The following is a 22,101-nucleotide window of genomic DNA, read 5'->3' as shown; positions in this document are numbered from 1 at the left end:
GGGCCGGACGGCCGCGGACGATGAGGTGGGGTAGCGATGAACGCGCCGTACGACGGTGACCGCGGTCAGGGCGCGGGCGGTGAGCAGCGGGACCCGTACCCGCCGCGCCAGCCTGCCCCAGGCCGCCAGGGGCGGCCGTACGCCCAGGACCCCTACCTCCAGGACGCGTACTCCTCCAACCCCTACCCGGAGCACGACCCGGCCGCGCAGGACCCGTTGACCGACGCGCTCTACGACCGCGCCGCGAACCCCCCGGCGCCCGGTCCCTACCAGCCCACCCAGCCGCTCTACCCGCAGCCGCCCGCGTCCCAGCAGGGCCCCGACCCCCGACAGTGGGCACCCGCGCCCCCGCACCAGCCGGAGGCTCCCGCGCGGCCGTACGGCGACGAGCCCACCACCCAGTTCGCCGGAGTGGGCGGCCTCGTCGGCCAGGCCTCGGACGAGCGCCCCGAGCGCGACGCCTTCGCGCACCTGTACCGCGACCAGCAGCAGCCGTACGAACCGCCGCGGCCGCCGGGCCAGCAGATCCCCGCCCCCGGCCAGTACCCGCCCGCGGCAGCGCAGCTCCCCACCCCGGACCCCGAGCCGGAACCGGCGGCGCCCGCGGCCAAGCCCAAGGGCGGCGGCAAGGCGTCCAGCCTGCTGAAGTCGAGCGCCCTGATGGCGGCGGGCAGCCTGGTCTCCCGCATCCTCGGCTTCGTCCGCAACCTCGTCATGGCGGCCGCGATCGGCGTGGCCACCCTCAGCGACACCTACCAGGTCGCCAACACCCTGCCGACGATGATCTACATCCTCGTCGGCGGCGGCGCGCTGAACGCGGTCTTCATCCCGCAGCTCGTGCGGGCGATGAAGAACGACGAGGACGGCGGCGAGGCCTACGCCAACCGTCTCCTCACCCTGGTCGTGGTCCTCCTGGGTGCCGTGACCACCGTCTGTGTCCTCGGCGCACCGCTCTTCATCCGGATGATGTCGCCGAGCATCGCGTCCCACCCGGACCAGATGGACGTCGCCGTGGCGTTCGCCCGCTACTGCCTGCCGACCATGTTCTTCATGGGCCTGCACGTGGTCCTGGGCCAGATCCTCAACGCGCGCGGCCACTTCGGCGCGATGATGTGGACCCCGGTCCTCAACAACATCGTCATCATCGCCACCTTCGGATCCTTCATCTGGGTCTTCGGCACCGCCTCCGCCAGCGGCGTCGGCACCGCCTCCATCACCCCCGAGGCCGTACGGCTGATCGGCATCGGCACGCTGCTGGGCCTCGCCGTCCAGGCCCTGGCGATGATCCCGTACCTGCGTGACGCGGGATTCCGGATCCGGCCCCGCTTCGACTGGCGCGGCCACGGCCTCGGCAAGGCCGCGGGCCTCGCCAAGTGGACGTTCTTCTTCGTCCTCGCCAACCAGCTCGGCATGGTGGTCGTCACCCAGCTCGCCACCCGCGCCGGTGACATCGCCGACAAGGCCGGCCACCCCGGCACCGGCATCACCGCGTACAACTTCGCCCTGCAGCTCTGGCAGATGCCGCAGGCCATCATCACGGTCTCGGTGATGACCGCGGTCCTGCCCCGGATCTCCCGCGCCGCGCACGACGGGGAGGTCAGCGCCGTCCGCGACGACATCTCCTACGGCCTGCGTACCTCGGCCGTCGCCATCGTGCCCTGCGCGTTCGCGTTCCTCGCGCTCGGCCTCCCCATGGCCACGCTGATGTTCTCCGGCTCCGGATCGGACGGCGCCACCAACATCGGCTATGTGCTGATGGCCTTCGGCCTCGGGCTCATCCCGTACTCGATCCAGTACGTGATCCTGCGCGGCTTCTACGCCTACGAGGACACCCGGACCCCCTTCTACAACACGGTCATCGTCGCCGCCGTCAACGCCGCGGCCTCGACCCTGGCCTACTTCGCACTGCCCGCCCGCTGGGCCGTGGCCGGCATGGCCGCGTCCTACGGCCTGGGGTACGCCATCGGTGTCGGTGTCGCCTGGCGCCGGCTGCGTACCCGCCTGGGCGGCGACCTGGACGGCTCGCACGTCGTCCGTACCTACGCCCGGCTCATCGGCGCGTGCATCCCCGCCGCGCTCATCGGCGGAGCCATCTCGTACGGAATCGGTCAGGTTCTCGGCAGCGGTGCTCTCGGATCGCTCGCCGCCTTGGCCGGTGGTGGTCTCATCCTGATCATCGTGTTCTACATCGCCGCGAAGCGGATGCGCATCGAGGAGCTGACTGCCATGGTCGGTATGGTCCGTGGACGGCTCGGCCGCTGACGGGAGCACAACCATCGCCCGCCGCCGCGTGTCGTGCATAGCGCCGGACTGTGGGCACAATTGTCGTGGCTGTGGACGGCGTGCAACGGATGGGGAGGCAGGAACGACGGTGGCGGAACGGAGCACGGCTGCCGTCGACGTGGCTGACAACAGCGGCGACAAGCCGCTGACCGCCAAGGCGGACAAGGCCACGACCGACGGGGTGGAGGCCGAGAACAAGGTCGGCACACACAAGGACACCGAGCGCGCGGAGCCCGAAAGCCCCGCGCGCGCCGCACAACCGCCCGAGCTGCACAGCGGTCACAAGCTCGCCAAGCGGTACCGCCTGGAGGAGTGCGTCACCCGTCTGGAGGGATTCAGCAGCTGGCGTGCGGTCGACGAGAAGCTGCGCCGCGCCGTCGGCGTCCACCTGCTGCCGGCGGACCACCCGCGAGCCCGCCCGGTGCTCGCAGCGGCCCGCTCGGCCGCACTGCTCGGCGACCCGCGCTTCGTGCAGGTCCTCGACGCCGTCGAGGAGAACGACCTCGTCTACGTCGTCCACGAGTGGCTGCCCGACGCCACCGAGCTGACTCCCCTCCTCGCCGCGGGCCCGATGGAGCCGCACGACGCCTACCAGCTCGTCAGCCAGGTGTCCCAGGCCATGGCGGCCGCCCACCGCGAGGGCCTCGCCCATCTGCGTCTCCACCCCGGCTCCGTACTGCGTACCGAGTCCGGCCAGTACCGGATCCGCGGTCTCGCCGTCATGGCCGCCCTCCGGGGGATCACCTCCGAGCACCCCCAGCGCACCGACACCGAGGCCATCGGCGCACTGCTGTACGCCGCCCTCACCCAGCGCTGGCCCTACGAGAGCAACGCCCACGGGCTGTCCGGGCTGCCCAAGGGCGTCGGCCTCATCGCCCCCGACCAAGTCCGCGCCGGCGTCCACCGCGGCCTCTCCGAGCTCGCGATGCGCGCACTCGTCAATGACGGGGCCACGGCGTCACGGCAGGAACAGCCGTGCACGACTCCGGAAGAACTGGCCAAGGCGGTGGCCGCGATGCCGCGCATCCGGCCGCCGGAATCGGCCTTCGCCACTCCTCCGGCGTATCAGCGCACGAACTATCAGCGCGGCACGTACGGTCAGCCTCCGCAGCACCCCGGCCGCGCCACCCAGCCCGTCCCCGTCCCCCCGCCCCCGCTCCAGAGCCGCACGGGCAGGGCGCTCAAGTGGAGCGTCTCGGCCCTCCTCATCGCGGCCCTGGGCCTCGGCAGTTGGCAGCTCGCGGACACGCTCCTGAAGGACGGAAACCAGTCGAAGGACGACCAGCACTCGCAGTCGACCGGTGACGGTCTGCCCAAGAAGGGTCCGCTCAAGCGGCTTCCGATTGCGGCCGGCACGGAGTTCTCACCCCTGACGGCTCCGTTCTCCGGGGACAAAGCGTCCATGGCTGTGGACAAGAACCCCAACAGCGCTTGGATCACGGGCGCTTTCTACGGTCATGCGAACTTCGGCAACCTCAGCAACCGCGCGGACGGCAGCGGCATCGTCGTCGACCTCGGTAGTGTCAAGGACGTCTCGCGCATCGAGGTGACCATGTTCCGGCAGGGCCAGACCGCGGAGATCCTCGCAGCCGACCCGTCGACGGACTCGACTCCGACCGCCCTCAGCGGTTTCCCACAGCGTGTGACCAAGCTCGACACGGTCGGCCAGCACATCAAGGTAGACATCAAGAAGTCCTTGAAGACGCGCTACGTACTGATCCACATCACCGAACTGCCACCGGACATCAACGGCAACGGGTACCGCGGCGGCATTTCGGAGATCAAGGTTTCCGGGTAGCGCGTTCCGGGGTCAGGGGGAGGGACTCGACGTTGGACGACGTCACACGTGGCGGTGCGAGCGACGCCGATCTCCTCACCATGCACGTCAAAGGTGACCCGGACGCCTTCAGCGAGATAGTGCGGCGCCACCGCGACCGGCTCTGGGCGGTGGCGCTGCGTACGCTCGGCGACCGGGAAGAGGCCGCTGACGCCGTCCAGGACGCGCTGGTGTCCGCCTACCGGGCCGCGCACACCTTCCGTGGGCAGTCCGCCGTGACCACCTGGCTGCACCGCATCACCGTCAACGCCTGCCTGGACCGGGCCCGCAAGGCTGCCTCGCGACGTACCGCGCCGCTCGCCGAGACCGAGCGGCTCGAGCAACTCCTCGAACCCCATGAATCCGCGGCCGCGCCCGCTGAGCGCGGTGATCTCCACCGTGAACTGTTGCAGGCCCTGGCCACGCTGCCCCCAGAGCAGCGTGCCGCCCTCGTTCTCGTCGATATGCAGGGCTATCCCGTCGCCGAGGCGGCGAAGGTCCTGGACGTCCCCACCGGCACGGTGAAGAGCAGATGCGCCCGGGGACGGGCCCGGTTGTTGCCGATGCTCACCCATCTGCGCCCCGGTGGCAGGGGTAGCCCACCCATCGAGGGGGGAAGGAACCGGTCGCAGGGGACGTCCGTCCCACCACCGGCAGGACAGAAGAACGACGCGGATCCAGTGAAGGGCGGAGGTGGGCGAGCGTGACTTCAACGACCGGCACGGATGAGCACCCGGAGGTCGCGGAGATCTCCGCACTCGCCGAGGGTGTCCTCTCCCCCTCACGAACCGCTGATGTGCGGGAGCACTTGGCCGACTGCGAGCTGTGCGACGACGTACGGAACTCGCTGGACGAGATCCGCGGGCTGCTCGGAACCCTTCCCGGACCGCTCCGGATGCCGACGGATGTCGCCGGCCGGATCGACGCGGCACTCGCGGCCGAAGCGCTCCTCTCGGCCACCGCTCCCGCGACCACGTCCACCGCGCAGGGCACGGCAGCTGCGGAGAACACGGAGAGCTCGGCGGACCTCGTTTCACGTGAAACCGTGCTGAGTGATCCTGTGTCCACTGACCCCGTGTCCGTTGGTCCCTCGTCCGTTTCACGTGAAACCGGCGACCGCCCCCCGGCCCGGCCTCGCGCCACCACCGGCCCCGGCCGGCAGACAACCGGCTCCTCCGGGCCGCGCGGTCGTCGGGCCCGCCGCTGGCCGAAGGTGCTGCTCGGCTCCGCCTGTGCGGCGGCCGTGCTCGGCGCAGGCAGCTTCTTCCTGCTGAACAGTGGCAGCGACGATCAAACGGGCACCCCCCAGGCCGCGCCGTCCTCGACGGCGATCGTCCTCGGCTCCGGTGAACTGAAGACGCGCGTCCATGAGCTGCTGGAGAAGCAGCAGGGCGTGGAGAACGCCGAGACGCGGGGGATGAGCGCTCCGAACTCCCCCAACACCACGCTGTTCGGTACGGGCACCACCGCCCCCGCCTGCATCCAGCAGGGCACCAAGCGCTCGGACGCGATCATCGCCGCGCACCCGGAGCGGTACAAGGGCGAGGAGGCGTACCTCGTCGTCCTCCCGCACCCGGGGAACGAGGCACTCGTCGACGCTTATGTGGTCTCCGCCACCTGCGTCACCGCCTCGCCCTCGTCACCCGGAAAGGTACTGGCGGACCAGACCGTGCCGCGTGGTTAAGCCGTCTCTCCATGTGAGCTGTCACCTGTCGGGAATGCTCGCCCCGTAGGATCCGTTGGGTGGGGTGAACCCCATCAGGACCCCAGACAGCAGTCGGCAGAGACAAGGAAGACACCCGTGAGCGACGTCCGCAACGTGATCATCATCGGCTCCGGGCCTGCGGGCTATACGGCCGCGCTCTACACCGCCCGTGCCTCTCTGAAGCCGCTGGTCTTCGAGGGCGCCGTGACGGCCGGTGGCGCGCTGATGAACACGACCGATGTGGAGAACTTCCCCGGCTTCCGTGACGGCATCATGGGCCCCGACCTGATGGACAACATGCGGGCCCAGGCCGAGCGCTTTGGCGCCGAGCTGATCCCGGACGACGTCATCGCGGTCGACCTCAGCGACGAGATCAAGACGGTCACCGACTCCGCCGGCACCGTCCACCGCGCCAAGGCCGTGATCGTCACCACCGGCTCGCAGCACCGCAAGCTCGGCCTGCCCCGCGAGGACGAGCTCTCCGGCCGCGGTGTCTCCTGGTGCGCCACCTGTGACGGGTTCTTCTTCAAGGACCAGGACATCGCCGTCATCGGCGGCGGCGACACGGCGATGGAGGAGGCCACCTTCCTCTCCCGCTTCGCCAAGTCCGTCACCGTCGTGCACCGCCGTGACACCCTGCGCGCCAGCAAGGCGATGCAGGAGCGTGCCTTCGCAGACCCCAAGATCTCCTTCGTCTGGGACAGTGAGGTCGCGGAGATCCACGGCGAGAACAAGCTCTCCGGGCTCACCCTGCGCAACCTCAAGACCGGCGAGACCTCCGAGCTGCCGGTGACCGGTCTGTTCATCGCGATCGGCCACGACCCGCGCACCGAGCTCTTCAAGGGCCAGCTGGACCTGGACGACGAGGGCTACCTCAAGGTCGCGGCCCCCTCGACCCGCACGAACCTCACCGGTGTGTTCGCCGCGGGCGACGTCGTGGACCACACCTACCGCCAGGCGATCACCGCCGCCGGCACGGGCTGCTCCTCCGCCCTGGACGCCGAGCGCTACCTCGCCTCCCTCTCGGACAGCGACAGCGTCCGGGAGCCCGAGCAGACCCCCTGACCCCCCTCTCTTCCTCCTCCCCCCGCCCCACGCAGAGAAGATGTAAGGAGACCTCCGTGGCTCTCAAGACCGTTACCGACGCCACCTTCGACGAGGACGTCCTCAAGAGCGACAAGCCCGTCCTCGTGGACTTCTGGGCCGAGTGGTGCGGCCCGTGCCGCCAGATCGCCCCGTCCCTGGAGGCGATTGCCGCCGAGCACGGCGACAAGATCGAGATCGTCAAGCTGAACATCGACCAGAACCCGGCCACGGCCGCGAAGTACGGCGTCATGTCGATCCCGACGCTCAACGTCTACCAGGGCGGCGAGGTCGTCCAGACGATCGTCGGTGCCAAGCCGAAGGTTGCCCTCGAGCGCGAGCTCGACCCCTTCCTCAGCGTCTGAGCAGGCGGTCCTGTTTCACGTGAAACAGGCCGCAGCACGCCGATGGGCCCGCATCTCCTTCGAGGTGCGGGCCCATCGGCGTCTTCGCGGGCTCGGGCGATCAGCTCTAGAGCGGCCGCAGTGCGGGTTCCTTCTGCACCGCCCCGAGCAGCCGGTCGAGTGCCAGCTCGACGTCCTCCTTCCAGGAGAGCGCCGTTCGTAGCTCCAGCCGCAGCCGGGGATAGCGCGGGTGCGGCCGTACCGTCTTGAAGCCCACGGCCAGCAGATGATCGGCGGGCAGCACACACGCCGGCTCCGACCAGTGGGCGTCACCGAACGCCTCGATCGCCTTGAAGCCTCGCCTCAGCGCGTCCTTGGCCGCAGTCTGCACCATCACGCGTCCGAGCCCCTGCCCCTGATAACCCGGCATCAGCCACGCGGTCATCAGCTGAACGGCGTCCGCCGCGACCGGGCTCGTGGGGAAGGCGGTCGATCTCGGCACATAGGCCGGCGGTGCGTAGAGGACAAAGCCCACGGCCACATCGTCGACGTACACCACCCGACCGCAGGAGCCCCACTCCAGCAGCACGGCGGAGATCCAGGCTTCCTTCTCCAGCTCCGGCCGTCCGGCCCTCAGCGCGGCTTCGCCGCTGACAGGGTCCAACTCCCAGAAGACACAGGCGCGACAGCGCTTGGGGAGATCCGGGAGATTGTCCAGCGTGAGCGGTACGAGCCGACGCCCCATGGAGCCAGAACCTCACTTCCTTCGCGAGCCATACCCCGGGCTGCGTGCAACGCATTGCGTTCCCAGAGGAAGCTGCCGACGAAGCCGCCGACTGCCCCCAGGCCCAATCCTGTTGCCACCAGTCCGGCCCGGTTCACCGTTCGCATGGCGCCGTCCCTCCGTGAACTGTGTCCAACGTGGATGTGCCATACCTCAACGCATGGTATCCGCGCGGCGATTGACCGGATAGCCGGACATGGCAAAGGGCGGGTCGTGTTCCACGTGAAACACGACCCGCCCCTGAGACGACGGTCGAAGCGACGCCCGCGAAACGGCCCTACTCCGCGTCGTCCTCTTCCGCGCCCGTGAGCTTCTGCTCCAGGACGCGCCCCTCACCGGGGGCCAGCGTGCCGAGGATCCGCTCCAGATCGTCCATCGAGGCGAACTCGACGACGATCTTCCCCTTCTTCTGCCCGAGGTCGACCTTCACCCGGGTCTCGAAGCGGTCCGACAGCCGCGAGGCCAGATCGGTCAGCGCCGGGGAAACCCGGCCCCCTGCTCGGGGTCCCTTCGCCTTCGTGGAGCTCTTCGAACGGGAGCCCATCAGCGTCACGATCTCCTCGACCGCGCGGACCGACAGCCCTTCGGCAACGATGCGGTGCGCGAGCCGGTCCTGCTCCTCCGAGTCATCGACCGAGAGGAGCGCCCGGGCGTGCCCGGCGGACAGCACCCCGGCCGCGACCCGACGCTGCACGGCCGGCGACAGCCGCAGCAGTCGCAGCGTGTTGGAGACCTGCGGACGCGAGCGACCGATCCGGTCCGCCAGCTGGTCATGGGTGCAGTTGAAGTCCTTGAGCAGCTGGTCGTAGGCGGCGGCCTCTTCCAGCGGGTTCAGCTGGGCCCGGTGCAGATTCTCCAGGAGGGCGTCGAGCAGCAGCTTCTCGTCGTCGGTCGCCCGGATGATGGAGGGGATCTTCTCCAGCCCGGCCTCGCGGCAGGCGCGCCATCGGCGCTCACCCATGATGAGCTCATAGCGCTCCGGGGCCAGCTGTCGTACGACCACCGGCTGGAGGAGCCCGACCTCACGGATCGAGGTGACCAGTTCGGCGAGAGCGTCCTCGTCGAAGACCTCCCTGGGCTGCCGGGGGTTCGGCGTGATGGAGTCGAGAGGCAGCTCGGCGAAGTGCGCGCCGGCCGCTTCCTCCACCGAGGGCACCTCGGCTGTCGCGGGGGCCCGATTCTCCGTTTCACGTGAAACGGACGCACCCCTCGGTGACCCGCCGGAGACCTCGTCCATCGGCAGCGTGGTCACCTTCGCGGCGGCCACTCCTCGCTCGGCCGTCAGCACCGGCACCGCGGTCGGCGACGTCGTGCCGGGCACCACGGCCGGACCGCCGTTGTCCGATCCCTTCGGCGCCGGCGGAATCAAGGCACCGAGCCCTCTGCCCAGTCCCCTACGTCGCTCACTCACTGAAGCCCCTCCGACATGCTGTGCTGGTCTTGCTGATGTTGGCGGCCCACCAGATGGGCCCTGCTGCCGTCGTAGTGCACGCCGATCCCCCGCAGCGCGATCTCCCGGGCCGCCTCCAGATAGGACAGCGCACCACTGGAACCCGGGTCATACGTAAGAACCGTCTGCCCATAGCTGGGCGCCTCGGAGATACGGACCGAGCGCGGGATGCTCGTCCGCAGCACCTCCTTGCCGAAGTGGGTCCGCACCTCGTCGGCCACCTGCGAGGCAAGCCTCGTCCGGCCGTCATACATGGTGAGCAGGATCGTCGACACATGGAGCTTGGGGTTGAGATGCCCTCGCACCAGCTCGACGTTGCGCAGCAGCTGGCCCAGGCCCTCCAGTGCGTAGTACTCGCACTGGATCGGGATCAGTACCTCGGCCCCGGCGACCAGCGCGTTGACCGTCAGCAGACCCAGCGAGGGCGGGCAGTCGATCAGGATGTAGTCCAGCGGCTGCTCATAGGCCTTGATCGCCCGGTCAAGCCGGCTCTCCCGGGCGACGAGCGAGACGAGCTCGATCTCGGCACCGGCGAGGTCGATCGTGGCGGGCGCGCAGAACAGGCCCTCCACATCGGCGACCGGCTGCACCACATCGGAGAGTGCCTTGCTGTCCACGAGGACGTCGTAGATCGAGGGCACATCGGCATGGTGGTCGATCCCCAGCGCCGTGGAGGCATTCCCCTGGGGGTCCAGGTCGACGACCAGCACCCGATTGCCGTGCAGCGCCAGAGAGGCCGCCAGATTGACGGTGGTGGTGGTCTTGCCCACCCCGCCCTTCTGGTTGGCGACCACCATCACCCGGGTCTGCTCCGGCCTGGGCATCGGGGGAGGTGGCGTTTCACGTGAAACGACCTCCCCGGCAGCCAGGGGACCGGGGGTACCCACTGGCTCGGAGTCGGCAGGACGGGGACCGGGGACCGGGTCGGCCATCGGCCCCGCGATGTTGGCGTCGGACCGCAAGGATTCACTCTCCTCGACATCAGGCTCGCAATGCACAGAGCCTGCCATGCTTTCGGGGTCGTGAACCAGCGAGGCCCGTTCTCCTGTGGATGAATCCACGTCACCTGTGGACAAACCCGTGTCGTGGGCCGGACGACGGTCGCGCGGGGCGGCCGCACGGCCACGGCCGATGATTCCTTGCAGCAGGGAGCGGCGTTTCACGTGAAACACGATGCACCGCACACGGCGCCACCCTGTGACGACACTCCGTTATGCGTAGTTTTGGCAGCTTGTATGGAGCATTGCCGGGGTCGCCGCATGGCGACCCCGGCAACCGGCCCCCGGATCAGCGACGGCGACGCGTCCGGCTGACCCGTGCCGCCTTGGCACGCTTGGCCGCGAAGCGCACACCGCCGGGGCTCTCCCCGACCTCGACCCGCACCACGGTGGACAGCGGATCCACGATGCCCTCACCGACCTGAAGCACCGACGTACGGACGACGCCGAGCTTGCTCAGCGCCGCACGGGCACCCTTGAGCTCCTCCTCGGCCGTATCGCCCTTGAGGGCGAGCATCTCGCCGTAGGGGCGCAGCAGCGGTACTCCCCAGCCGGCCAGCCGGTCCAGCGGGGCCACGGCCCGCGCCGTCACCACATGCACCGGCTGCACCTTGCCGAGCATCTCCTCGGCCCGGCCCCGCACGACCGTGACGTGGTCCAGGCCCAGCAGCTCGACAACCTCCTGGAGGAAGGTCGTACGGCGGAGCAGCGGCTCCAGAAGCGTGATCTGGAGGTCGGGGCGGACCAGCGCCAGCGGGATGCCCGGCAGCCCGGCACCCGAGCCCACGTCGCACACCGAGACACCGTCCGGCACGGCCTCGGAGAGCACCGCGCAGTTCAGCAGGTGCCGCTCCCAGAGCCGCGGGACCTCGCGAGGGCCGATCAAGCCGCGCTTCACGCCCGCGTCGGCAAGCAGTTCCGCGTAGCGGACGGCCTCCGGGAAGCGGTCGCCGAATACCGCCTGCGCCTCGGGGGGCGCGGGGGGGAGCTCCGCTGCCTCTTCCACGGGGAACCGTCCTTCCGTACGACGTTGTCTAAGAGGCCCCGCACACGGTCGGGAAGCCCCTGCACACCAAAAGCTGCCGCACACCCATGATGGCTGCGCAGCGAAAGTCTCTGAAGATCAGTGTCTTCTGAAGGTCAGTGTCTGATGAGAAGACCGGAGTCCGACCATCAGCCTGACAAGGATCGGCCCCGCCTGCGAGCAGACGGGGCCGTACACACCTGGAAGTGGGACCTGGTCAGGCCGGGAGTACGACCACTCGGCGCTGGGGCTCCTCGCCCTCGGACTCGCTGCGCAGTCCGGCGGCGGCCACGGCGTCGTGGACGACCTTGCGCTCGAAAGGAGTCATCGGGTCGAGCTTCACCGGCTGACCGGTGCTCTTGGCCTCGTCGGCGGCCTTGGCACCCAGCGCTGTGAGTTCCTCGCGCTTACGGGCGCGGAAGCCCCCGATGTCGAGCATGAGGCGGCTGCGGTCACCGGTCTCCCGGTTCACCGCGAGCCGGGTCAGCTCCTGGAGCGCCTCCAGCACCTCACCGTCACGGCCCACCAGCTTCTGGAGGTCACGGCTGGTCGAGTCGCTGATGATCGACACCGAGGCACGGTCGGCCTCGACGTCCATGTCGATGTCACCGTCGAGGTCGGCGATGTCCAGCAGACCCTCGAGGTAATCGGCCGCGATCTCGCCTTCCTGCTCCAGGCGGGACAAGGTGTCGGTGCCCTCAGCAGCGGCCGCACCGGTCTCACGCTGTGTGTCCGTCACAGTGGACTCCTTCATCACTTCTTGGTCGGGTGCTTGGGCCGCTGCGGGCCGCCCTTGCGCTGCCCGGACTTGGCGCTGCGCGAGCCGCCGGCCGGCTTGGGCTTGGTGCCCTCGGGCTGCTTCTTCTCCAGCGAAGTCTTCTCGGCTCCGCCGGACGTCTGCGTACCGGTCTGGCCCGCGAGCTGGCGCTTGGCCTTCGGCTGCCGCTTGGGCTGCTGGCGGTTGGCGCGCGCGGCCTCGGCGGCCTTCTTCGCCTCGATCTCCTCCGGGGCCTCAACGATCTTGCCCTTGGCCCGCAGCCGCTCCTGGCGCTGGGTGAAGGCGATGCTGCCCGGGGTGGGGTTACGGCGGATGATGAACATCTGCTGGCCCAGCGTCCACACGTTGGTGGTCAGCCAGTAGACCAGGACACCGACGGGGAAGTTGATACCGAAGACGGCGAACATGATCGGGAAGACGTACATCAGCATCTTCTGCTGCTGCATGAACGGCGTCTTCACCGTGAGGTCGACGTTCTTCGTCATCAGCTGGCGCTGGGTGAAGAACTGCGAGGCCGACATCAGCACGATCATGATGACCGTGACCACGCGGACATCCGTGAGGGAGGCACCGAGAGCCTCGACCTTGGCCGCGCTGTCCATGAACTTCACGGAGAGCGGGGCACCGAAGATGTGCGCGTTACGGGCGCTCTCCAGCAGGTCGGCGTTGATGACACCGACGACCTTGCCCTGGGCGATGTGGTTCAGCACCTGGTACAGCGCGATGAAGAAGGGCGACTGGGCCAGAATCGGGAGACAGCTCGAGAGCGGGTTGGTACCCGTCTCCTTGTAGAGCTTCATCATCTCTTCGGACTGGCGCTGCTTGTCGCTCTTGTAGCGCTCCTGGATCGCCTTCATCTTCGGCTGGAGCGCCTGCATGTTCCGCGTCGCCTTGATCTGCTTCACGAAGAGCGGGATCAGGCAGATACGGATCAGTACCACCAGCGAGACGATGGACAGACCCCACGCCCAGCCGCTGTCCTTGTCGAAGACAAGGCTGTACAGCGAGTGGAACTGGACGATGATCCAGGAAACAACGTAATAAAGAGGACCGAGGATCGTGTCCAACATTCAGGCTCCTTGGGCGTTGGGCTGAGTCTCGGGCTGTGCGGCGGGATCCACGACGGGATGCCCACCCAGGCGGCCCCTCAGCCGCTGATGCCAGACCGGACGCTTCCGGGGAGGGACGTGGTCGACGCCACCGAGCGACCACGGGTTGCAGCGCAGGATGCGCCAGGCCGTCAGCACCGTCCCTTTGACCGCGCCATGCACGTCGATGGCCGTATAGCCGTAGTGCGAGCACGATGGGTAGTACTTGCAGACCGGGCCCAGCAGCGGGCTGATGGTCCACTGGTAAATCTTGATCAACCAGAGCAGCGGGTATTTCACTGTGCGCTCCCTCCCGGTTCTGATCCGGGGCTCCGGGGGTCGCCCCCCGGGGGATTGCTTCGCGGTGCCCCTCCCAGCAGCCGCTGCAGCGCAGTGTCGAGATCACGGGCCAATTGGCTGTGGTCCGCTTCACCCGCACCTGGCAGAGCCCGCACCACCACCAGGCTACCGGCGGGCAAAAGATCCAGCCGGTCACGCATGAGGTGGCGCAGACGCCGCTTGACCAGATTGCGGACGACGGCACCGCCGACGGCCTTGCTCACGACGAAACCCGCACGCGCCTGAGGAGCGTTCTCCTCAGGCGGGTGCGGGTCCGTTGTACCGCTACGAAGGTGGACGACGAGGAGCGGGCGCCCGGCCCTGCGTCCTCGGCGAACCGCGGTCGCAAAGTCCTCGCGCCGCCTCAGCCGAGACTCGGAAGGCAGCACGTCATGGACCTTGACGTCAGGCTGATCAGGCCGACAGGCTTGCGCGACCCTTGCCACGGCGAGCCGCGAGGATCGCGCGGCCGGCACGGGTACGCATGCGCAGGCGGAAACCGTGGGTCTTCGCGCGGCGGCGGTTGTTCGGCTGGAAGGTGCGCTTGCTCACTCGGGGGCTCCAGAAATGAATCGTGTGATGGCGGGACACCGCCTGGCTGTCACCGTGCGCCCACGAGAAGCTCGCAATACGCCCAAGTGCACCGCTTCATGACCACGATCCCGATAAGAACGCGGCCCTTGCCCATCGGAGGCAGGCGGCAGCAGCCATCGACAACTCGACCTGGTCACGGTACGCGCGGTTACGCCATCCGGTCAAACCGGCAGCGCACCAGGGATACACCGTAGCCTCCCGCGGGCCGGATGCCCGCCAGACAGGCCACATGCCGCGCGAGGCCCCTCCTCATGGCACATTTGTACACACCCTGTGGACAACGACTTGAACCACGCACCTCGCCCTGACTACCGTGACTGAACTCCGAATCCTTCCCGCCCGTCCCGAGAACCACACATTCGTGGGACTCCAGGGGCGCCCCCAGTGACTGAGAGAGCGTGCCCTGTGGCTGACCTGCCTGCCGATCTTGCCGCAGTGTGGCCGCGCGTGCTCGAACAGCTCCTCGGTGAGGGGCGGGGCCAAGGCGGCCAGGGAGGCGTGGAGAGCAAGGACGAGCACTGGATCAAGCGGTGCCAGCCGCTCGCGCTGGTGGCCGACACCGCGCTGCTCGCCGTGCCCAATGAATTCGCCAAGGGCGTCCTCGAGGGCCGTCTCGCCCCGATCGTCAGCGAGACCCTCAGCCGTGAGTGCGGCCGTCCCATCCGGATCGCGATCACGGTCGACGACTCCGCCGGCGAGCCGCCCGCCCAGGCACCGGCCCCCCAGCACCAGCAGCACCAGGACCGGCAGGACCGGCAGGACCGGCAGGACCGGCAGGACCGGCAGCAGTCGCGCTACGACGACTCCGCGGACCGCGTCCGCGACGCGTACGACGGCCGGGACACCCGTGATGGACGGGACGGTCGTGACAGCCGTGACAGCCGTGACGGTCGTGATTCCTACGAGAACTACGACAACCATGGCGGCGGCTACGACGGCCGGGAGAGCTACGGCCGTCAGTCCCCCGCCGATGAGCTGCCGTCCGTCCGGCCCGCCTACCCGGACTACCAGCAGCAGCGGAGCGACCCGGGCGCCTGGCCGCGCCACTCGGCCCCGCCCGGCCCGCCGGCGCAGGACCGCGGCGACTACGGCTGGCAGCAGCCGCGGCTCGGCGGTTTCCAGGAGGCCGAGCGCGACCCGTACGCCTCGCAGCACGGCCAGCAGCACTCCCCGTCCCCCTACGAGCAGCAGCAGTCGTCGTACGAGCAGCAGTCGGACTACCGCTCCGGCGCGCCCGAGCGCCCGTACGAGCCGCAGCGCCGTGAGCTGCCCGACAGCCACTCCCGCGGCGGCCAGGGCGGCCCGCCCAAGCCCGGTCCGCTCTCCGCCCAGCCCGCGCCCGCGTCGGGCTCCGGCGAGCCGACCGCGCGGCTGAATCCGAAGTACCTCTTCGACACCTTCGTCATCGGCGCGTCCAACCGCTTCGCGCACGCGGCCGCGGTGGCCGTGGCCGAGGCGCCGGCCAAGGCGTACAACCCCCTGTTCATCTACGGGGAGTCCGGGCTGGGCAAGACCCACCTGCTGCACGCCATCGGGCACTACGCGCGCAGCCTCTACCCGGGCACGCGGGTGCGCTATGTGAGCTCCGAGGAGTTCACCAACGAGTTCATCAACTCCATCCGCGACGGCAAGGCGGACGCGTTCCGCAAGCGCTACCGCGACATGGACATCCTGCTGGTCGACGACATCCAGTTCCTCGCGAGCAAGGAGTCGACGCAGGAGGAGTTCTTCCACACCTTCAACACCCTCCACAACGCCAACAAGCAGATCGTGCTGTCCTCGGACCGGCCGCCCAAGCAGCTGGTGACCCTGGAGGACCGGCTCCGCAACCGCTTCGAGTGGGGCCTGATCACGGACGTCCAGCCCCCCGAGCTGGAGACCCGGATCGCGATCCTCCGCAAGAAGGCCGTGCAGGAGCAGCTGAACGCCCCGCCGGAGGTGCTGGAGTTCATCGCCTCCCGGATCTCGCGCAACATCCGGGAGCTGGAGGGGGCGCTGATCCGCGTCACCGCCTTCGCGAGCCTCAACCGGCAGCCCGTCGACCTGGGGCTCACCGAGATCGTCCTCAAGGACCTGATCCCGGGCGGCGAGGACGCCTCACCGGAGATCACGGCCCCCGCCATCATGGCCGCGACCGCCGATTACTTCGGGCACACGGTCGAGGACCTGTGCGGAGCCTCGCGCAGCCGGGTGCTGGTGACGGCGCGGCAGATCGCGATGTACCTCTGCCGGGAGCTGACGGATCTGTCGCTGCCGAAGATCGGCGCGCAGTTCGGCGGCCGTGACCACACGACCGTGATGCACGCGGACCGCAAGATCCGCGCGCTCATGGCCGAGCGGCGCTCGATCTACAACCAGGTCACCGAGCTGACCAACCGCATCAAGAACGGCTGACCGACAGCCACAGCCGCAACGAGGGCCCGCTGACGTGCCCGTAGGCATCTACGGGGCCGTCAGCGGGCCCTTCGCGCTGTCGCGGGCGTCGGGGAGCGGTCGGAAGCACGTGAGCCGAGGGGGCCCACCGGGTGCCAGTCGGGCGCCCAGCGGTGAAGGTTCTGTGCGGAAGTGCGGTGAGGAGTTCTGTCAGACGCCCTCAGCCGAACGCCGACGCACCCGGAAATCGCCTCCCAGGACCCCGTCGCGCGGTGCCCGGAGCGCCGTTTCGCCGTGCCGGAAGCCCTTCGGAGGCCTTGTGGACGGCGTCCGGGGACGGCCCGGGCCGCTCGATCTGTTCGAATACGGACTCCCGGGTGCCGGTTCTCCACAGATTCGCCCCCGACCCGGCGTCCACACCCTGGGGACTCATGAGTTATCCAGATGATGTCCACAGGCAGCCCTGTTGATAGGCCATCAGGGGAGGTCAGAGGGGTGTGGATTTGTGGCCGACGGGATTCCACAGCCTGTGGACGACGAGATCACCCACAGGGACCCGGTTCGTTGTCCACCGGCCGCCCACAGGAAGATCAATGTTGTACACAGGGTTTCCACACCCCTGTCCACTGTTCGGCAACGAAACGCCCGAGGTCACCGCGCCGAGTGAAAGGCGTCACACCAAGGTGCCGGGTTGGGCTGTGGGGAACGTGGGTAAAACTGGGGACGGCCCTGGGGAGAAGTGGGCCCTGCCTGTGCACCGGGTGTGCAGAACTTTCCGCGGTCCACAGATGACCCCGTTTATCCACCGCCTCCACCCACAGGCCCGGTGGACAAAAAATCGGTGCTGACCTGCGCAAAGGCAGTTTTCCACCGTTTCCACAGGCCCTACTACTACGACCACAGAGATCTAGCGGGGAACTGGTTTCGAAGTGGGTCCTGTGCACAACTCGGCCGCGGACCGTGGCACGGCCCTCGGCTCGACTTGACCCCGAGCCGCACCGACTGTCGGTGGCGTGCGTCAGACTGGTCTCCGGCAACTCAGCCGACGAACGACGCCAGCAGGGCGAGCCAGCAACAAGCAGGAGGCGGTTCCGGTGAAGATCCGGGTGGAGCGCGATGTACTCGCGGAGGCAGTGGCCTGGGCGGCCCGCAGCCTCCCGGCCCGTCCGCCGGTGCCCGTCCTCGCGGGCCTGCTGCTGAAGGCGGAGGAGGGCTCCCTGAGCCTCTCCGGCTTCGACTACGAGGTCTCGGCCCGCGTCTCGGTCGAGGCGGATGTGGAGGAGGACGGCACCGTCCTCGTCTCCGGCCGGCTGCTCGCCGACATCTGCCGCGCACTTCCCAACAGGCCTGTGGAGATCTCCACCGACGGCGTGCGGGTCACCGTCGTCTGCGGCTCCTCGCGATTCACACTCCACACCCTGCCTGTGGAGGAATACCCGGCGCTGCCGCAGATGCCGACCGCCACGGGCACCGTCCCGGGTGAGGTCTTCGCCTCCGCCGCCGCCCAGGTCGCCATCGCGGCCGGCCGTGACGACACCCTGCCGGTGCTCACGGGTGTGCGGATCGAGATCGAGGGCGACACCGTCACCCTGGCCTCCACCGACCGCTACCGCTTCGCGGTCCGCGAGTTCATGTGGAAGCCCGAGACCCCGGACATCTCCGCCGTCGCCCTGGTGCCCGCCAAGACGCTGCTCGACACCGCCAAGTCCCTCAGCGGCGGCGACACGGTCTCGATCGCCCTGTCCGGCTCCGGCGCGGGCGAGGGCCTCATCGGCTTCGAGGGCGCCGGTCGCCGTACGACCACGCGGCTGCTCGAGGGCGACCTGCCGAAGTACCGCACGCTCTTCCCGACCGAGTTCAACTCCGTCGCGGTGATCGAGACGGCGCCCTTCGTCGAGGCCGTCAAGCGCGTGGCCCTCGTCGCCGAGCGGAACACCCCGGTGCGGCTCAGCTTCGAGCAGGGCGTACTGATCCTGGAAGCCGGTTCCAGCGACGATGCACAGGCTGTGGAGCGGGTCGACGCACAGCTCGACGGCGACGACATCTCGATCGCCTTCAACCCGGGCTTCCTGCTCGAAGGCCTGTCCGCGATCGACTCCCCGGTCGCCCAGCTGTCCTTCACCACCTCCACCAAGCCGGCGCTGCTCAGCGGCAAGCCCGCGCTGGACGCCGAGGCGGACGAGGCGTACAAGTACCTGATCATGCCGGTGCGGCTTTCCGGCTGAGCCGGATCAGCCGGCTGACGGGCCCGGCGCAGTGGCCCACGCCGGCGGCACGCCGGGGCGGCTGAGCGGATGCTTTTCGGGCCGGTGGCGACGGGTCTGCCGTCGCCACCGGCCCGCTTCATCCGGTGAGCGGCTGAGCCCACAGGTGTGCACGGACCCTCGGGCGTAGGCTCGGGCTCAGGTCAGGTACGAAACGCAACGACTACGGCATAGAGGATCATGATGGAGCTCGGTCTCGTCGGTCTCGGCAAGATGGGCGGCAACATGCGCGAGCGCATTCGCCGCGCAGGCCACACCGTCATCGGATACGACCGCAACGCGGACCTCGCGGATGTCCACAGCCTCAAGGAGCTTGTGGATTCGCTGAAGGGTCCCCGCGTCGTCTGGGTCATGGTGCCGGCCGGTGCCGCGACCCAGTCCACCATCGATGAGCTCGGCGAGCTGCTGTCGCCCGGCGACGTCGTCATCGACGGCGGGAACTCCCGCTGGACGGACGACGAGAAGCACGCCGAGGAGCTCCGCGCCAAGGGCATCGGCTTCCTGGACTGCGGCGTCTCCGGCGGTGTCTGGGGTCTGGAGAACGGCTACGCCCTGATGTACGGCGGCGACGCCGAGGACGTGGCGAAGGCCCAGCCGATCTTCGACGCGCTCAAGCCGGCGGGCGACCTCGGCGCCGTCCACGCGGGCAAGGTCGGCGCTGGCCACTTCGCCAAGATGGTCCACAACGGCATCGAGTACGCGATGATGCAGGCCTTCGCCGAGGGCTGGGAGCTGCTGGAGGCGGTGGACTCCGTCACCGACGTGCGCGAGGTCTTCCGCAACTGGCAGGAGGGCACGGTCATCCGCTCCTGGCTGCTCGACCTGGCCGTCCGCGCCCTGGACGACGACGAGCACCTGGACCAGCTGCGCGGCTTCGCGCAGGACTCCGGCGAGGGCCGCTGGACGGTGGAGGCCGCGATCGACAACGCGGTGCCGCTGCCCGCGATCACCGCGTCGCTCTTCGCCCGTTTCGCGTCCCGCCAGGACGACTCCCCGCAGATGAAGATGATCGCCGCGCTGCGCAACCAGTTCGGCGGCCACGCGGTCGAGAACAAGAAGTAAGCGGTAGCCGGGGGAGGTCGGCACGCCACCATGCACGTATCGCATCTGTCGCTGGCCGACTTCCGCTCGTACGCCCGGGTCGAGGTCCCGCTCGACCCGGGCGTCACCGCTTTCGTGGGGCCCAACGGTCAGGGCAAGACGAATCTCGTCGAGGCCGTCGGCTATCTGGCGACCCTCGGCAGCCACCGGGTCTCCTCCGACGCGCCGCTGGTGCGGATGGGGGCCGAGCGGGCCATCATCCGGGCCGCCGTCACCCAGGGCGAGCGGCAGCAGCTGATCGAGCTGGAGCTGAACCCGGGCAAGGCCAACCGCGCCCGCATCAATCGATCCTCGCAGGTCAGACCCCGTGACGTGCTCGGCATTGTGCGCACGGTGCTGTTCGCGCCCGAGGACCTCGCCCTGGTCAAGGGCGACCCCGGCGAGCGCCGCCGCTTCCTCGACGAGCTGATCACCGCGCGCTCCCCGCGCATGGCGGGCGTGCGCTCCGACTACGAGCGCGTCCTCAAGCAGCGCAACACCCTGCTGAAGTCCGCGGCCATGGCCCGCCGGCACGGCGGCCGCGGGCTGGACCTCTCCACGCTCGACATCTGGGACCAGCACCTCGCCCGGGTCGGCGGGGAACTGCTGGCCCAGCGGTTCGACCTGATCACCACCCTGCGCCCGCTCGCCGACAAGGCGTACGAGCAGCTGGCGCCCGGTGGCGGACCGGTCGCGTTCGACTACCGCGGCCCGGCCGGCGGCGAGGGCGCGCACACCCGCGAGGAGCTGTACGAGGTGCTGCTCGCCGCGCTCGCCGAGTCCCGCAAGCAGGAGATAGAGCGCGGCGTGACGCTCGTCGGCCCGCATCGCGACGATCTGCTGCTGCGCCTGGGGCAGCTGCCCGCCAAGGGCTACGCGAGCCACGGCGAATCCTGGTCGTACGCGCTGGCGCTGCGGCTGGCCTCGTACGAGCTGCTGCGCTCCGAGGGCAATGAGCCCATCCTGGTACTGGACGACGTCTTCGCGGAGCTGGACTCCAGACGCCGGGAGCGGCTGGCCGAGCTGGTCGCCCAGGGCGAGCAGGTGCTGGTGACGGCAGCGGTGGACGACGACGTGCCGGGTGTCCTGGTGGGCGCGCGGTACGCGGTCTCGGAAGGTTCGGTCGAGCGGGTATGAGCGAGCAGCAGCCCCGGACGCCGGGAACGGCGGGGGAAGCGGCACCGGGGCAGCCGAAGACACCCGAGCACTCCGGCGTCGATCTGGCGCGGGTGGCGCTGCGCGCCGCCAAGGAGCAGGCCCGGGCCCGGGGCAACGCGGCCCAGCAGAAGAAGCAGGCGCGCCGCGGGGGCCTGCGCTCCGGCGCCCGCGCCGACGGGCGGGACCCGCTGTCGCTGGGCGCCGCCATCAACCGGCTGATCACCGAGCGGGGCTGGGAGACGCCCGCGGCGGTGGGCGGGGTGATGGGCCGCTGGCCGCAGATGGTCGGCCCGGAGGTGGCCCTGCACTGCGAGCCGCAGAAGTACGACGAGGACGCCCGGGTGCTGACCGTGCAGTGCGACTCGACGGCCTGGGCGACGCAGCTGCGGCTGCTGGCCCCGCAGCTGGTGGCCCGGCTCAACGCCGATCTGGGACAGGGCACGGTCAAAATGATCAAGGTTCTGGGGCCGGGCGGCCCCGCTCGCCGGTACGGGCCGCTGCGCGCCCCCGGGAGCACCGGCCCGGGCGACACGTACGGCTGACCGGACCGCTGACGGGACCCGTCGAACCGCAGCCGAACCGCTGCCGAACCCCTGTCCGGCCACTGCCGGACCCGCTGGATTCCAGCCGCCGACCGCCGCCGCCCGGACGGGTGGGGCGGCGAGCCGCATTGACGTCCGCGTTGACGCTTGAGGCCCCTGATATCGGGCGGGACGAGCGGTGTCCAGGGGATGCCGTCCCCGCCGGTCCACGGCCCAACCGCCGCACCCCCACCTGAGACTGCGCTCACGGTAGCGGGTGGTTGACACTCGGAAGCGCTGAGTGCCGCCGTGAGCCTCTTGGAGCCCCAGGGCCCATATAGGGAGTCGGCTGATGCCGGTTCAGGGCGGCACATGCGGACTCAGGCACCGCCAAACCCCCATTCATGTCAGCGCTACCG

Annotated in this window: 19 protein-coding genes and 1 pseudogene; 11 read left to right on the top strand and 9 right to left on the bottom strand. The window is 69.4% G+C overall.

All coding sequences use genetic code 11. The features are described 5' to 3' along the window. Nucleotides 1-36 precede the first annotated feature (36 nt). From murJ to trxA, 6 genes are all read left to right on the top strand, one after another. Complete coding sequence (murJ, locus tag JO379_RS17255) at nt 37-2,262, top strand: murein biosynthesis integral membrane protein MurJ (RefSeq protein WP_130878574.1); 2,226 nt, start codon at nt 37-39, stop codon at nt 2,260-2,262. 109 nt (nt 2,263-2,371) lie between these two features. Next, a complete protein-coding gene (locus JO379_RS17250; RefSeq protein ID WP_130878575.1) occupies nt 2,372-4,081 on the top strand; it encodes a protein kinase family protein in 1,710 nt (569 codons plus the stop codon). A gap of 32 nt (nt 4,082-4,113) precedes the next feature. Continuing rightward, nucleotides 4,114-4,806, top strand: coding sequence for an RNA polymerase sigma factor SigM (gene sigM, locus JO379_RS17245; RefSeq protein ID WP_209515629.1), 693 nt, complete (start codon nt 4,114-4,116; stop codon nt 4,804-4,806). Then, entirely contained in the window at nt 4,803-5,783 is a 981-nt protein-coding gene (locus tag JO379_RS17240) for a zf-HC2 domain-containing protein (RefSeq protein ID WP_130878577.1), read from the top strand. Before sigM ends, JO379_RS17240 begins: the two co-directional genes overlap by 4 nt. Before the next feature lie 117 nt (nt 5,784-5,900). Then, the gene (trxB, locus tag JO379_RS17235) at nt 5,901-6,869 is read left to right on the top strand and encodes a thioredoxin-disulfide reductase (RefSeq protein WP_130878578.1); all 969 of its coding nucleotides are present in this window, start codon (nt 5,901-5,903) and stop codon (nt 6,867-6,869) included. 56 nt (nt 6,870-6,925) lie between these two features. Further along, the gene (gene trxA / locus JO379_RS17230; protein ID WP_130878579.1) at nt 6,926-7,252 is read left to right on the top strand and encodes a thioredoxin; all 327 of its coding nucleotides are present in this window, start codon (nt 6,926-6,928) and stop codon (nt 7,250-7,252) included. Between the two features lie 106 nt (nt 7,253-7,358). Here trxA and JO379_RS17225 read toward each other — a convergent pair whose 3' ends face one another. From JO379_RS17225 to rpmH, 9 genes and pseudogenes are all read right to left on the bottom strand, one after another. Next, nucleotides 7,359-7,976 (bottom strand): GNAT family N-acetyltransferase, encoded by a 618-nt coding sequence (locus JO379_RS17225; protein WP_130878580.1) that lies wholly within the window; start codon nt 7,974-7,976, stop codon nt 7,359-7,361. A 316-nt stretch (nt 7,977-8,292) separates the two neighbouring features. Beyond that, on the bottom strand, nt 8,293-9,426 hold the full coding sequence (locus tag JO379_RS17220; RefSeq protein ID WP_130878581.1) for a ParB/RepB/Spo0J family partition protein: 1,134 nt from the start codon (nt 9,424-9,426) through the stop codon (nt 8,293-8,295). Further along, on the bottom strand, nt 9,423-10,475 hold the full coding sequence (locus JO379_RS17215) for a ParA family protein (protein ID WP_130878582.1): 1,053 nt from the start codon (nt 10,473-10,475) through the stop codon (nt 9,423-9,425). Before JO379_RS17215 ends, JO379_RS17220 begins: the two co-directional genes overlap by 4 nt. Nucleotides 10,476-10,752: 277 nt before the next feature. Beyond that, the gene (gene rsmG / locus JO379_RS17210; RefSeq protein WP_130878583.1) at nt 10,753-11,469 is read right to left on the bottom strand and encodes a 16S rRNA (guanine(527)-N(7))-methyltransferase RsmG; all 717 of its coding nucleotides are present in this window, start codon (nt 11,467-11,469) and stop codon (nt 10,753-10,755) included. A gap of 235 nt (nt 11,470-11,704) precedes the next feature. Next, nucleotides 11,705-12,226, bottom strand: a complete 522-nt coding sequence (locus JO379_RS17205) for a Jag family protein (RefSeq protein WP_242626116.1) — start codon at nt 12,224-12,226, stop codon at nt 11,705-11,707. A gap of 14 nt (nt 12,227-12,240) precedes the next feature. Beyond that, nucleotides 12,241-13,332, bottom strand: a complete 1,092-nt coding sequence (yidC, locus tag JO379_RS17200) for a membrane protein insertase YidC (protein WP_130878819.1) — start codon at nt 13,330-13,332, stop codon at nt 12,241-12,243. Nucleotides 13,333-13,335: 3 nt separating this feature from the next. Continuing rightward, nucleotides 13,336-13,653 carry a membrane protein insertion efficiency factor YidD gene (gene yidD / locus JO379_RS17195; protein ID WP_130878585.1) on the bottom strand — a complete coding sequence of 106 codons (318 nt, stop codon included), beginning with the start codon at nt 13,651-13,653 and terminating at the stop codon, nt 13,336-13,338. 59 nt (nt 13,654-13,712) lie between these two features. Then, nucleotides 13,713-14,081 (bottom strand): annotated as a pseudogene (rnpA, locus tag JO379_RS17190) (ribonuclease P protein component); the annotation flags it as partial. A gap of 25 nt (nt 14,082-14,106) precedes the next feature. After that, nucleotides 14,107-14,244: a 50S ribosomal protein L34 gene (gene rpmH / locus JO379_RS17185; RefSeq protein WP_030059672.1), complete on the bottom strand. Its 138-nt coding sequence runs from the start codon at nt 14,242-14,244 to the stop codon at nt 14,107-14,109. Between the two features lie 447 nt (nt 14,245-14,691). On the opposite strand from rpmH, the gene dnaA reads away from it, so the two are divergent. From dnaA to JO379_RS17160, 5 genes are all read left to right on the top strand, one after another. Beyond that, nucleotides 14,692-16,680, top strand: coding sequence for a chromosomal replication initiator protein DnaA (gene dnaA / locus JO379_RS17180; RefSeq protein ID WP_209515627.1), 1,989 nt, complete (start codon nt 14,692-14,694; stop codon nt 16,678-16,680). Nucleotides 16,681-17,753: 1,073 nt separating this feature from the next. Beyond that, complete coding sequence (gene dnaN, locus JO379_RS17175) at nt 17,754-18,884, top strand: DNA polymerase III subunit beta (RefSeq protein WP_130878588.1); 1,131 nt, start codon at nt 17,754-17,756, stop codon at nt 18,882-18,884. 222 nt (nt 18,885-19,106) lie between these two features. Then, a complete protein-coding gene (gene gnd, locus JO379_RS17170) occupies nt 19,107-19,985 on the top strand; it encodes a phosphogluconate dehydrogenase (NAD(+)-dependent, decarboxylating) (RefSeq protein WP_209518731.1) in 879 nt (292 codons plus the stop codon). A gap of 30 nt (nt 19,986-20,015) precedes the next feature. Continuing rightward, nucleotides 20,016-21,140 (top strand): DNA replication/repair protein RecF, encoded by a 1,125-nt coding sequence (gene recF / locus JO379_RS17165; RefSeq protein ID WP_130878589.1) that lies wholly within the window; start codon nt 20,016-20,018, stop codon nt 21,138-21,140. Continuing rightward, entirely contained in the window at nt 21,137-21,703 is a 567-nt protein-coding gene (locus tag JO379_RS17160) for a DciA family protein (RefSeq protein ID WP_130878590.1), read from the top strand. Before recF ends, JO379_RS17160 begins: the two co-directional genes overlap by 4 nt. The last annotated feature ends 398 nt before the right edge of the window (nt 21,704-22,101 follow it).

The sequence above is a fragment of the Streptomyces syringium genome, assembly GCF_017876625.1.
Lineage (GTDB): Bacteria > Actinomycetota > Actinomycetes > Streptomycetales > Streptomycetaceae > Streptomyces > Streptomyces syringius.
The sequence above is the reverse complement of the archived record's forward strand: the minus strand, read 5'-3'. Positions and strand labels throughout refer to the sequence as shown.